This is a genomic window from Tardiphaga sp. vice304, assembly GCF_007018905.1.
GTDB lineage: Bacteria > Pseudomonadota > Alphaproteobacteria > Rhizobiales > Xanthobacteraceae > Tardiphaga.
Map to the genome: position 1 here is coordinate 667,026 of NZ_CP041402.1, position 12,206 is coordinate 679,231.

Here is a 12,206-nt window from a genome sequence, read left to right on the forward strand (position 1 = left end):
GCGCCGGTTTGCCGCTACAGGTGTCGGGAATGACTCTTGAAGAGTTTCTCTGCCTTCATTTGATAGATCTCGGTGCGCTGGTCGAGGGCGCGCAGGCTGTCGCATCGATCGGAGAAGACGATGTTCTTCTTGCCGTCGGTTCGCTGGCCGAGGGATTGGGAACGACAAAATCAGACGTCGATCTGATCCTGATAACCCCCCGTGAAGAGCTTGCGCGGGTCTCGCCTGATGAAGTCGTGTCGTGGGTTTCCGGGACATGCATCATCGACATGCGGATATTGCCGCGAACCCAGGTCGTCTCGATTATCGACCGCATCGAAAGCTGGTCGCGTTCGGCCTGGAATGTCACCCGCGCAGCCGACTTCACCGCGAATGAGCTTCTGTTGCTGCACCGACTGTACGCCGGGACATTGCTGTGGCCGCGTGACGCTGAAGCCGATCACGTCAGCAGCAGCAGGCCGGCCTGCGCCAACATCGCACGCCTGAAGCTGCATGTGGCGCGGCATATGGCCCGGACGATCCAGGTCGACATGGTCGGATACCGCGACGCCGGGGACCATCGCTCAATGGTATTTGCGGCGCAGGAATTGCTTGGCCATGCGGTGGACGGATTTCTGGCTGGATTCCACCTCACCAATCCGACACCGAAATGGCGCAGCAGATTGCTGGAAAGGCTGCCAGTCGACTGGGGAGAGCGGCTGATGCTTCGTCCGACCGGCTTGAGCGCCAGTGAACTTGTCTGGCAGTTACACCGTGCGCCGGCAGCGCCGACGAAGAAATTGGCGCTCGACCATGCTTGCCGCATCGCGACATTTGCCCGCTCGGCCTTCACATGGGCCGAGTGTGAGCTTATCGGCGGTGCAGAGACGAAATTCGATCGATATAAATGGCCTGCTTCAGTCAGGCGCGGGGGAACGCCGTTGCCGAATCTGGAGCTCGACGTCGACTTCTGCTTGATGGAGGACGGCGTCGCGGTTGCCCGCTTGAATGAGCTCGGCGCGAGTCTGAAATTGTCGTTTGCCGAGTTCGCCATGATGCTGCTGTTCGATAACACCACGACCTCCCATGAGGCGGCGATCGTTGGCGATAGCGTCAATGGCGTCGGTTTCGGATTGCGCACCGTCGAGCGGATGGCAGATCAAGTCGAGCAATCCGGCTTCGTCATCGCCCGCTGATCGTCCCCCGAGCCTCATCACCGGCACGATTCGCCACCTCGTTCGGCCGCTCGAAATGCCCCAGAAAGTGAAGCGCCGCATCGGGCACATCCGGCGAATCTGAAGCCCCGTCGTGAATCACGTCGTCGGCATTGACGACATAGGCCTCGCCGGGATCGATCCGGACACGGACCGCAGGGTGGTTCAAATTCCGGCTGAGATACGCGCGAACCGCGTCCGGTGCCGACATGTTCGGCGGAAGTTCGCCAGAGAGCTTTCTGGCGGCCACCAGGGTTGACACGGGCGTCGGCAAGAAGACGAGATAGCGCGGGTTTAATCCGAGGTTGATGCAGAGCCGGCGTCGCGCGCGGGATCGTTCGATCAGCGGAATCTTGTCCCAGTTGTCGATGTGCAGCCCGATCCGCACGGGTGCCACCGGGTCCGGAATATGCGTCACCAAGCGCAGGCCCCCCGGGCCGACCCAGGCGCCTTGGCAGATGAGACCGTCGAGCCGACCGCAGAACCGCGCGATGTCTTCGATGCCCTCGCGCACGGCCTCGGGCAGAAATGTCAAATCGGCCTTGCGCCGCGATGCGATATGCGCTTCGAGCACGCGTGACAACCGCGGCAGCGGCACGACAAGCACTTCCGGATCCTTGTGCACGCCGGGGCTTCCGACGAGCCCCGAAAGTTCATCGGGCGTCGGCATGCGCCATTCGCCGCGCGGCGCGACAGCGTCCGGCAGAAAGCCGGCACCTCCGTCGGATATCGACTCGCCCGCGGGACAGAGTCCGGAGACAACGGAAAGCCTTCGCTCGGCGCAGCATTTGGGCGTCAGATCATGGACGCGGACGCAGCATTCCATCGCAGCTATTGATCTCCACATCAAAGCTATTCAACCTTAATGCGTTTTCTTGCCAAGGGCTAGCTGGAGATCGTAGTGCGGAGCCGTGTTTCTCTCTGGCGCCACACAATCATGGTGAAATAGAAACTGCAGCCGATGAAGGACTAATGGTTGATCAGGAAAATGCCGCTCGGCCGCTTCCTCCAAAGTAAATGATCGTGAAGGTCGGCAAACGACTAGATGTCTGCGATCCCAGCGATTGAACCGCCCCGGATTGATCGGAGGCTCCAACTTCTGAGAGGATGGAGCCATGACAAGCAAGACGACAAACAAGTTTTCACCCGAGGTCCGGGCCCGTGCGGTTCGGATGGTTCTGGATCACGCAAGCGAGCATTCGTCCCGCTGGGCGTCTTCGACTTCACGACCGCGATCTTGCAGCCTTAGCAGTCCTTCACGCGCAGACTGCCGATCTCGTCGATCCGCAAGCCGCTGAGTGCCGACAGCAAGCCTCCAAGCGGCCCAGCACCCGGCGAACATCTTCTTGGTATCCGTTGGTGAAAGAGTGCTCCTCGAACCAGATGTCGAGCAAGGCGCGGAGCGGTGTGCCTGTGCCGCTTGCGACGGCGGCGAACTGCTGAGCCTCCTGCGGCCCGTGAATAGCCTCGATGCGGGCCACGCGGTTGCTGAGGGCTTCCGCCACGGTAGTCTGCTCATCGGTCAACCCGGTCGCAACAGCCTCATCTTGCGCCGCTTGCCGCCAGCGCAGCGCCTCCTCGATCAGGGGCTTCTGTGTGGCGAGAGTCTTCACGCCCTTGAGCTTGGCCTTGATACGGCGGATCACATCCAACTTCTCCCGCTCAGCCTCCAGTTGATCGCGCGTGATGAGCACCTCGCGCACCTTGGTGCCGAACTCTGCCCGTTGACTGGGAGGGACCTTCATAACCACGCGAATGCGGTCGCCGTGCCATTCGAGATGGCGTCCGAGGTCGCGTCGTTTCATCGTCTGGCCATGTCGGAGGAGAGCAGGGTGCCCCCCCCTCTCCGCCACTCCCTTTCAAACCATTTAAAACGCTCCAACCGTCGTCAAGCCGTGCATCACGAGGTCGGCCAGCGTCGCGTCGCCGCCGCGGTATCTTTTGTGGCCGTGCCGTCAGGTGATCCCGCGTACCGCCGTATCAGCCGAACTTCTCGAACGCCTTCGTTGCCTTGTGCAGCAGTCTTTTCTTCTGCCTCGTATAGTTTCTCGCCGCGCGTTTCGCGGGTTGCCACTTTCGCAATCGGGCGAGATCGCGGAGTTCACCGAGCGCGTGCTGGGCGGAATGTGCCGCCTCGCGGCTGCGGCGCTCGGCGCGGCTTTCCGGCAGGCCGATCGCGGTGAGTGCCTCGCGCATGTAGCGGTAGCGTTTGGCGGCGATGCGCAGGCGGTGCAGCCGCCGGCCATGGCCCAATCCATGCGCGGTCTTGCGCGCCAGGTGCCGCTGCCATCGCTCCAGATGCTGCGGGGCGTAGTCGGCGAGCGAGCGTGTGCGTCGCCGGGCTGCGGCCGGAGCGGTCGTCGTCAGCCACGGGCCCTTGTCGACCCAGCGGGCAAGACCGGCGAGAAGCCGGTCGCAGCGGGCCGAGCGCAAGGCCGTCGCGAGCTGGCGGTGGGAGCGCGCGGTCGCGCCGGCGAGTTGCGTGTCGTCTTTGACGGCGAGGCGGCTGTCCTCAACGGTGCTGGCACAGGCGGTCGTCACGTCGTCGTCCCGCGCGGCGCCCAGCGCGGCGTTCAGCCAGCGGATGTCGATCTTCAGCTTCGGCCAGACCGCGTCCCGCGTCATCGCGGCGAAGAATTTTCGCGCGGCGCGCAGCCTGGTCAGCGCGATACGGATCTGATGGATGGCCTCCGGATGGCCGCGGCAGGCTGTGGCGCGGTGCTGCCGGACCGAACGCAGGCAGCCGCGCGCGATCTGCTGAAAGGCGTCCTGGCAGCGCCGCGCACCCGTCGTTTTCGCGTGAAGCGCGGTCATGCCTGGCTTCCGATCGTCTCGTCGATCCCCAGGCGGCTGCAGGCCCGGGCGAGCGTCTGCTCAGGCGATCCGCCGGCGTCGATGGCCGGCCATTCGACGCTGCCCAGCAACATGCCTTCTTGCAGGGTCGCGATCGCGGCCGTGGCATCGGAGGCGTCGTCGCGTCGCGGCCCGATCCGCGCGACGCGGACCACAAGATCGGCGCGCAGGAAAAGCCCGTCACGGGGAACGGCCCGCGGCGCTCCCGTGTCGAAGGAGGCGCGTTCGCTGTCGCGCAAGAAGGCCGCATCGACAATGGCGGAATGGCCCTGCGCCGCCACCTGCGTCGCGCCGCTCATCAGCCGGTCATAGACTCGCGCGGTGACCTCGGGCGTATAGGCTTCTTCCGGGAGCCGCTCGGTCTCGATTACGCCGAACAATTTCTTGCGGATGACATCGGAGCGCAGCACCAGGGCGCCGGGGGCGGGACCCAGCATCGGCGCCAGCCGGCGCGCCAACTCGCTCTTGCCGGTGCCGGACATGCCGCCGACCGCCACCATCCGGGGCGGCGCGGGATCGATCAGTGTAAGGGCCAGATCGAAGTAAAGCCTGGCCTCGTTCCAATCGGCCGTGCGGTTGTCGCCGCCCTGCTCGCTCCTGGTGAACAGCACATTGGCGCGGATCGCCGCGCGCATCGACAGGAACAGCGGCAGCAGCGCCAGCGCATCGCGGTTGGCGTCGGCGCTGCGCTCCATGTAGCGGTTGAACAGCGCGTTGGCGGCTGCCGTGCGGCCGTAGCGGATCAGATCCATCAGCGGAAATGCGAGGTCGTAGAGGATGTCCGTCGTGGCGAGCGCGGGATCGAATTCGATGGCATCGAACAGCACCGGCCGGCCGTCGATCAGGACGATATTGCCGAGGTGCAGATCGCCGTGGCAGCGACGGACGAAGCCCGCCTCGCTGCGCCCCGACAGCGTAGGCTGACGCGCGAGCCGGGCCGCCTGGCTCATCGCATCGAGGCGTTCGATATCCGGGGCGGCGATGCCCGCGAGGCTGCGAAACCTGTCGGTGTTGCGCGCGATGATGCCGGAGATGGAAGCCACCCAGCCGGTAGTTCGCAGCGCAGGCTGTTGTTTATACGCCGCGACAATGGCATCGGCCAGCGCGATCGCCATCGGCGTCGAGATGTCGTCTTGGGCCGCCAGCCGCTCGAAGCCCAGCGTTTCGTCGAAGCGCGCCATCTCGACGGCCCATTCCACCGCCGGCCCGCTGCCATCGATATGTAGTCCGGCCGGGTCGCGCGTAATGGGAAGCACCCTTTGGTAGATCTGCGGCGCGAATGGTTTGTTGACATCGAGTTCCTGCTCGCAGGCGAGCCGGCGCCGGGCGAGGGTCGAGTAATCGAGAAACGGCAGCCGCACCGCGCGCTTGATTTTAAGCACGCGGGAGCGGCCGAGAAAGACGATCGAGGCGTGGGTGTCGATGCGCTGCATGCCAGGCTCGGCCTGTTGCAGGAAGTCGAGGATTGCGGCCTGCTCGCGTGCTTCGTCTGGCGCGTTAACTTCGATGGTCATCGGGGTTCTCCGCGGCGCCGGCCACGGTTTCCCGGACAGAGCCAATTCAGGCCTCGTGGCGCATGGTCCAGCCGACGGCGGCGAGAATGAGGCCGACAACCAGCACGACTGTCACCAACGTTTCCACGAAGCCGAAGTTCATGGCCTCGCGGGCGACAAACAACGAGGTGATTGCCGCAGCAACGATCCCGATCAGCCGTAACGCCCAGGCCATGACACGTCCTCCTGACGCAAGGTCAGCCGGCGGCCTTGATGTCTTCCGGCGATTCCACATAGAAGCCGGACCAGGTATCGACCAGGCAGATGTGGTCGTGCACCTCCTTGACGCCCTCGGTGTTCTCGGCGGCCACTACCGCCGCGCGGCGTGCGCGGTCGTCGCCAATCAGGCCGTACAGGTGAACGACGCCGTTGCGGACCGCTACCTGCAGCCCGATCGGCCGCCAATCGGCCGCATCGAAGGCGCGCAGCAGGCGGGCCTGGATGTGGTCGTCGTCTGCGGTGGGGTCAGGGACCTCCTTCGCCAGGCCGGCGACCGCCTGCAGCATGTTGGAGCGGGTCACGATTCCCACCAATTGCCCGTTGCGCAGAACCGGCAGTCGCTTGACGCCGCGACGCTCCATCAGCGCGACCAGTTCTTCGAGCCGGGCCTCTTCATGGACCGTGACGGGATCGCGGGTCATGACGTCTTCGACCTTGCGCCCGCGCTCGGTGACAAAGTCGTCCGCGAGGCGTCCGGTACTGGTGAAGAATTGCAGCCAGCGCGGCCGCTTCCGCTGCGTGCCGATTTCGGAGCGTCGCAGGAAGTCTCCCTCGGAGACGATCCCGACCAACTCGCCGGACGCATTGAGCACGGGCAGTCCGCTGATGTGATTGGTAAGCATGATTTCTGCGGCGTCGGCGATCGAAGTTTCCGGCGTCACGCTAATGATACGATGCGTCATGATCTGATGCGCACGCATGGCAATCTCCCGATGTTCATGGCTTATGAACGAGAGGCTATCACTCGGCCAGCGAAGGCAGGTTGATCTGGCGCAATATAATGCAGCGCAGCGGGTCCGATAGCGGACCTGCAGCAATAGGTCGCGCCCTGTTGCGTGATGCAGAGAGGCGTCGACAGGGAACAGTCGAACCCTGCCGACGCGATTGGCCTAGTTCGGCGCGCCGGCGACGGCTGCGGGCGAGCGCATCGCATTGCGCCACTGATCGAAACCCTTCTGCTGGACGTAATCCAGAATCGAGATCCTGATCGCCGAGGACAGGTTGACAGCATCGCCGCGGGCGTGAATCTCCGAAACGAAAACGCCGATGGTCTTGCCCTCGGCTTCCGCGATCGTTCGCAGGCTATCCCAGAAGCGATCTTCGAGACTGACGCTGGTCCGGCGTCCGCTGACAACAACCGAACGTTTTTTTACGGCGTGCTTTTCCATGGAATGCTCCTCTGTCATTAAATCATTTTTGTTAAGCGGCCTGTTTTGTCGAATCGGTGCACTCGATATTAGCTGGTAAGGTGTATGCAAACCTTAGGAATGCGCCCCGTATGAATACCGGCTGAGCCACATCCGCCATGCCGTCCGCCGCACGTCTCGGCATTTCGCTAGGGGCGGTGCCGCGCAACGACCGTGTCAACCTTGACGCCGCCCCACATGTGCGCGGCGGGAAGCCCTGCCGTCTTCGCCCTCTGGTCTGCGAGCAACACGCGAAGCAGGCCGAGTTCGACGGGATAGGGAAAGGTGTGGACTGTCATCTTCCGTTCGGTGGCGATGTCGCGCAATAATCCACGTAGCTGCTGGTCCTTTTCTCCCAGGATGACCACCGGCAGCGGATAGCCGACCGCGCCGATATAGGTCACCAGCTCGACATGGGATCTGTCGCCGTCGGTCGGACATATGATCACGCAATGCGATCGCGCGCAGTCGAGCCAGACCCGGGCGTCTTCGCAGGTCTCCACGACCACGGTCTCCTGGCAGATGCTGCGAACCGCCCGCTCCACCACGCGACTTTTTTCGAAGTGGCGGTTCACGATCAGCACCGGCCCCATCAGCGATGCCAGCGTTTTGGCAGATAGCTGGTCGGAACGCCCGCGTTTTTGTCCATCGAGGGGAAGATGTCGCATATGTCTGCCCTATTCTAGAAGCTCGCGGCGCGCTCGCACCAGCCAGGCGACATTCGGAAACGATGAGTGATATCGGAGGGCTGGCGAAAGTTCTGCGAGAAGTCGGAGATCGCGACGCCGGTCAGCGGCCCCGTCGAGATCTGCTCATGTCGAGCGTGGAATCCACCGTTCAGCTGCGAATGAGTCGCGGTGACAGCCGGCGCCGATCATGCCGATCGTCGGTGTCGATAGCATCATCATACCGCGCGATGGTCGCGCGTGCGGCTCCGGCGGCATTCCTTTCCAGTCACTGCGGAAGAAACGTTGCGCATCGTTATTGATTGCGAAATTTCGATTGGATAATTCGAACTAACGAGTATGGAAGAGATCATGGTTTCACCGAATGATTTGCTAGCGTTTTATAAGTCCGCTTCCGGTCATCTAATGAGTAGTCCCGTCATTTTACTTGGGCGTTAAGGCAAAAGGCCGTACCACTACTGTCAAGCGCCGATGTGCAGATGCGCCGCGCCAATTGGAGGATGGAATGGGTGAACTGGCCCACGGCGAGATTTTCGTCGTCGACGACGATCCCGCAATCAGAGAAATGTTGTCTCTGGTGCTTGGGGCGGCCGGTTATGACGTGATCTGCTTTGCCGACGGAGCTGCGTTGCTTTCTGTCGCCCGCACACGCAGCCCGATCTGCATGCTGCTCGACGTTCATATTCCAGGACAGTCAGGGATCGATATCCTGAAGGAGTTGCGGGCGCAGGACTATCCGGCGCCGATCTTCATCATTTCCGGATCCGGCGATATCGCGATGGCCGTCGACGCCATCCGGTCCGGCGCCCTCGATTTCATCGAGAAACCGTTTCGGGGAAGTGAAATCATCGAGCGGATTGAAGGAGCCATCGGCGCGTTCTCACGACGCCGCGATGCACCGCCTTCGAAAACGCAGTCGATGCATTTTCCAGGACGCGAGCCGCTGACCCGCCGCGAGCGCGAAGTGCTCGAGCTGATTGCTGCGGGCTGTTCCAACAAGGAAGCCGGACGGGAACTCGGGATCAGCCCGCGCATGATCGAGGATCATCGCGCCAATATCATGAAGAAACTCAGCGCCCGAAATGCTACCGAACTGGTGCGGATGGTTCTGGATGCCGCACGAACCTGATCGACGCGACCACCGGCCGCTGTTCCGCATACGCGGCCATTGAAACGACGAGGGCGGCCTTTACCGGCTTGCCCCGCCGCTTCCCATCCAGGTGCGGTCATTTCCGGTCGGTCCTGCGCAACCCGTCGAAGGTCGGAACCTGACCCTCTTTCCACCATTCCTGCCGGTCGGCATGACTCAACAACGAGGTATGCATGATTGAGCGTTGCAATCGTCGCGTCTATCTCTCGACGCTTCCCAGTTCTCCGGCCGATCGGACCGCCGTCTTGTATGCGGTGATCGGCTCTCTGCTGCTGGTCGTGGCCGCGCTGCCATTCGTTCGCGTTACATTCCCGTCGGTGCCGGCCTTCATCGCCAGCTATCAATCCTCCCTGGCCGTCGTCTACATCATCACGGCTGTCCTGCTGTTCTCGCAATTCGCGGTTCTGCGCTCCATCGGGATCCTGTACCTCGCGTGCGGCTATCTGTTTACGGCGCTCGCGGTCGCCGGCTATGCGCTGACCTATGATGACCTGTTCGCCAATGACGGCCTGTTCTTTCCCGGCCCGGAAACCACGGCGTGGCTCTACATGGTCTGGCACGCCGGATTGCCGTTGTTCACGCTGCTTTACGCGATCTCCGATCCCGGTCGCCGTCCCTTCAGGACGCGCCGCGCCTGCAACCGGGCTATCGCTCTGAGCATTTCAGGCGTCTTTCTGGCGGCCGTCATCCTGTTGTGTGTCCTGACCGTCGGGCACCCCATCCTGCCCGTCCTGATCGTCAACTCGAAATTCACGCTGGCGACGATGTCGGCGGTTGGGCTCGTTTTTCTCGCCTGCTTCCTGTCGATCGGCCTTCTGTTGAAACGGAAGCAACCCTCCGTTCTCGACGTGTGGATGGGGGCCATCCTGTGCGCCTGGGTCTTCGAGATTTCGCTATCCGCCGTGTTCAATGCGGCGCGGTTTGATTTCGGATATTACGTCGGGCGCCTCTATGGCCTGATTGCGGCCGGCGCGATCCTCGCCATTCTTCTCGCCGAGACCGCACGCATCCAGCTTCGTCTGGCGCTGCTGATGCGGCAGCAGGCGCGCGACGCGGACAGCGAGCTCAACGCCTACGCCGACCGGGAACGGCTGTATAGCGCGGCGGTCAGGTCCTCGAACGATGCGATCATCACCGAATCGCTGACCGGAACCATCACCGGATGGAACGAGGCCGCCGAGCGGCTTTTCGGATTCACGGCGTCGGAAGCCGTCGGGCAAAGCATCGATATGATCGTTCCGGAAGACCGCCGGAACGACGCCCTCAGCATTCTCAACCGTGTGAAAAGCGGAATCGCCGTCGAAAATCACGAGACAGTGCGAAAATCGAAAGCCGGGCGCCTGCTCGACGTCTCGGTGAGCGTGTCGCCGATTCTGTCGGGCACAGGAAAAACCGTCGGTGCGGCAAAGGTTGTGCGCGACATCACCGACCGCAAACTCAGCGAGGAAATGTTCAGGCTCGCGATCGACAGCAGTCCGAATGGGTTGGTGTTGATTGACGTCAACGGCGTGATCATGCTCGTGAATGCCGAGACCGAACGGTTGTTCGGCCATCCCAGGGCAGAGTTGATCGGACGATCCGTCGAAACGCTGGTTCCGGTCGATCTTCGGACTGCGCACGCCCATTCGCGCACGGCCTACACCGCCAACCCGTCGGCCAAGCGCATGGGCGCAAGGATCGATCTCTACGGGCAAAGCAGCCGCGGCGACCGGTTTCCTGTCGAAATCAGTCTCAATCCCATTCCCACCCGCAAGGGAACACTGATTCTGGCGGCCATCGTCGATATCTCGGAACGCAAGAGAGCGGAGAAGGCGCAGCGCGAGAGCGAAAAGATGGCGCAGGGCATTCTGAACACCGCGCTGGATGGCTTTCTGCAATTCAATTCCAGTCTGGTCGTGACCGATCTCAATCGCCAGACCGAGGAGATCTTCGGTTGGACGAGGCAGGATGCCGTGGGGGCGTCGATCCTTGAAATATTTGCCAATGTTGAAACCGACAGCGTCTCCTGGGTCGCCTTCATGGCCTACCTCGATTGCCATGAACACGAAACGACGGGTACGCGATTTGAATTCCCGGCGCGATCCAGGGCAGGCCACGACATCACTGTCGAGCTGAGCCTCACCAAATTCTTGCGCGACAGCGGCGTGCTGTTCAACGCCTTCATCCGGGACGTCACGGAACAGCGGGCAGCCGAAGCGCAATTTCGTCAGGTGCAGAAGATGGAAGCGATCGGGCAATTGACCGGCGGCGTCGCGCACGACTTCAACAACATCCTCACGGTCATTACCGGAACGATCCAGATCCTCGCGGACGGCGTCGCCGACCGTCCGCAACTTCACAGCATCACGCAGATGATCGATTCGGCGGCGAGCCGCGGCGCCGAACTCACCAAACACCTGCTGGCCTTCTCCCGTAAACAGCCGTTGCGGCCGCGGGATGTCGATATCAACGATCTCGCTTTGGAGACGGCGAAGCTGCTTCGCGCGGCGCTGGGCGAGCAGCTCCGCGTCAATCTGGAGATGTTCGCAGACACCTGGTCCGCCATCGTCGATCCGAGCCAGTTGACCACCGCGATTCTCAATCTGGCATTGAATGCCAGGGACGCATCGCCGCATGGCGGCACGCTGACGATCTCGACGGGAAACCTGCATCTCGACGCTTCAGATGTGCCCGCCGATTCCGACATCGCGCCTGGCGACTACGTCACGATCGAGGTGAGCGATACCGGCGAGGGGATGGATCGCGCGACGCTCGGCCGGGCCTTTGAACCGTTCTTCACGACCAAGGAAGTCGGCAAGGGCACGGGACTCGGGCTCAGCATGGTGTATGGCTTCGCCCGACAGTCCAAAGGGCACGTATCGATCTCGAGTACGCCCGCCGGAACGCTGGTGACGTTGTATCTGCCGCGCTCGCTGTCGGCCGAGCCGGTCGCCGACGAGGTGGCCGGCGTCACTCCGGTGCAACGCGGCGACGAGACCATTCTGATTGTCGAGGACGACAGTCTGGTCAGGGACTATGTCGTCGCGCAGATCGAAGGCCTGGGCTACCAGACGATCTCGGCAACCGATGCGAAGGAGGCGCAGGCCGTGCTGGATAGTTCCGAAACAATCGATCTGCTGTTTACCGACATCGTTCTGCCCGGCCCGCGCAACGGACGCCAGATTGCGGAAACCGCGGTACAGCAGCGACCGGGGCTGAAGGTTCTGTTCACGTCCGGCTACACCGACGACGCCTTCAATAGCGACGCACTCCAGGACAGCGGCGTGCTGTTGCTGATCAAGCCCTACCGGGTCGGCGAACTCGCCAAAATGATCCGACATGCGCTGCTGGCCTGACGGCGGCACGCCAGGCTGCCGCGGGGATGT

The 12,206-nt window shown here is 62.6% G+C and carries 11 protein-coding genes; 3 read left to right on the plus strand and 8 right to left on the minus strand.

The genetic code is table 11. The features are described from left to right. Positions 1-29 precede the first annotated feature (29 nt). Positions 30-1,175, plus strand: coding sequence for a hypothetical protein (locus FNL56_RS03115; protein WP_143571546.1), 1,146 nt, complete (start codon positions 30-32; stop codon positions 1,173-1,175). Here the strand turns inward: FNL56_RS03115 and FNL56_RS03120 are convergent. The 8 genes from FNL56_RS03120 to FNL56_RS03155 form a co-directional block, all read right to left on the minus strand. Next, a complete protein-coding gene (locus FNL56_RS03120) occupies positions 1,162-1,863 on the minus strand; it encodes a hypothetical protein (RefSeq protein ID WP_143571547.1) in 702 nt (233 codons plus the stop codon). The two genes, FNL56_RS03115 and FNL56_RS03120, sit on opposite strands and share 14 nt — an antisense overlap. Positions 1,864-2,449: 586 nt before the next feature. Next, complete coding sequence (locus FNL56_RS03130; protein WP_143571549.1) at positions 2,450-2,998, minus strand: hypothetical protein; 549 nt, start codon at positions 2,996-2,998, stop codon at positions 2,450-2,452. Between the two features lie 175 nt (positions 2,999-3,173). Beyond that, entirely contained in the window at positions 3,174-4,007 is an 834-nt protein-coding gene (locus tag FNL56_RS03135) for a CHAD domain-containing protein (RefSeq protein WP_143571550.1), read from the minus strand. Next, complete coding sequence (locus tag FNL56_RS03140; protein WP_143581764.1) at positions 4,004-5,560, minus strand: bifunctional aminoglycoside phosphotransferase/ATP-binding protein; 1,557 nt, start codon at positions 5,558-5,560, stop codon at positions 4,004-4,006. Before FNL56_RS03140 ends, FNL56_RS03135 begins: the two co-directional genes overlap by 4 nt. Positions 5,561-5,606: 46 nt before the next feature. Further along, positions 5,607-5,774, minus strand: coding sequence for a hypothetical protein (locus FNL56_RS27550; protein WP_168202845.1), 168 nt, complete (start codon positions 5,772-5,774; stop codon positions 5,607-5,609). A gap of 22 nt (positions 5,775-5,796) precedes the next feature. Beyond that, the gene (locus FNL56_RS03145; RefSeq protein WP_143571552.1) at positions 5,797-6,519 is read right to left on the minus strand and encodes a CBS domain-containing protein; all 723 of its coding nucleotides are present in this window, start codon (positions 6,517-6,519) and stop codon (positions 5,797-5,799) included. 189 nt (positions 6,520-6,708) lie between these two features. Then, positions 6,709-6,987, minus strand: a complete 279-nt coding sequence (locus tag FNL56_RS03150) for a ribbon-helix-helix domain-containing protein (protein WP_143577467.1) — start codon at positions 6,985-6,987, stop codon at positions 6,709-6,711. A 167-nt stretch (positions 6,988-7,154) separates the two neighbouring features. Then, positions 7,155-7,598: a hypothetical protein gene (locus FNL56_RS03155; protein ID WP_210245458.1), complete on the minus strand. Its 444-nt coding sequence runs from the start codon at positions 7,596-7,598 to the stop codon at positions 7,155-7,157. Between the two features lie 598 nt (positions 7,599-8,196). Here FNL56_RS03155 and FNL56_RS03160 point away from each other — a divergent pair. Beyond that, positions 8,197-8,820, plus strand: a complete 624-nt coding sequence (locus FNL56_RS03160) for a response regulator transcription factor (protein ID WP_143581765.1) — start codon at positions 8,197-8,199, stop codon at positions 8,818-8,820. A 194-nt stretch (positions 8,821-9,014) separates the two neighbouring features. Beyond that, positions 9,015-12,176, plus strand: coding sequence for a PAS domain S-box protein (locus FNL56_RS03165; RefSeq protein WP_143581766.1), 3,162 nt, complete (start codon positions 9,015-9,017; stop codon positions 12,174-12,176). Positions 12,177-12,206 lie beyond the last annotated feature (30 nt).

Coding starts and splice junctions, on each gene's coding strand:
- FNL56_RS03115 (WP_143571546.1), top strand. CDS start 30: ATGACTCTTGAAGAGTTTCTCTGCCTTCATTTGATAGATCTCGGTGCG.
- FNL56_RS03130 (WP_143571549.1), bottom strand. CDS start 2,998: ATGAAACGACGCGACCTCGGACGCCATCTCGAATGGCACGGCGACCGC.
- FNL56_RS03165 (WP_143581766.1), top strand. CDS start 9,015: ATGATTGAGCGTTGCAATCGTCGCGTCTATCTCTCGACGCTTCCCAGT.
- FNL56_RS03135 (WP_143571550.1), bottom strand. CDS start 4,007: ATGACCGCGCTTCACGCGAAAACGACGGGTGCGCGGCGCTGCCAGGAC.
- FNL56_RS03140 (WP_143581764.1), bottom strand. CDS start 5,560: ATGACCATCGAAGTTAACGCGCCAGACGAAGCACGCGAGCAGGCCGCA.
- FNL56_RS03155 (WP_210245458.1), bottom strand. CDS start 7,598: ATGGGGCCGGTGCTGATCGTGAACCGCCACTTCGAAAAAAGTCGCGTG.
- FNL56_RS03150 (WP_143577467.1), bottom strand. CDS start 6,987: ATGGAAAAGCACGCCGTAAAAAAACGTTCGGTTGTTGTCAGCGGACGC.
- FNL56_RS03145 (WP_143571552.1), bottom strand. CDS start 6,519: ATGCGTGCGCATCAGATCATGACGCATCGTATCATTAGCGTGACGCCG.
- FNL56_RS27550 (WP_168202845.1), bottom strand. CDS start 5,774: ATGGCCTGGGCGTTACGGCTGATCGGGATCGTTGCTGCGGCAATCACC.
- FNL56_RS03160 (WP_143581765.1), top strand. CDS start 8,197: ATGGGTGAACTGGCCCACGGCGAGATTTTCGTCGTCGACGACGATCCC.
- FNL56_RS03120 (WP_143571547.1), bottom strand. CDS start 1,863: ATGCCGACGCCCGATGAACTTTCGGGGCTCGTCGGAAGCCCCGGCGTG.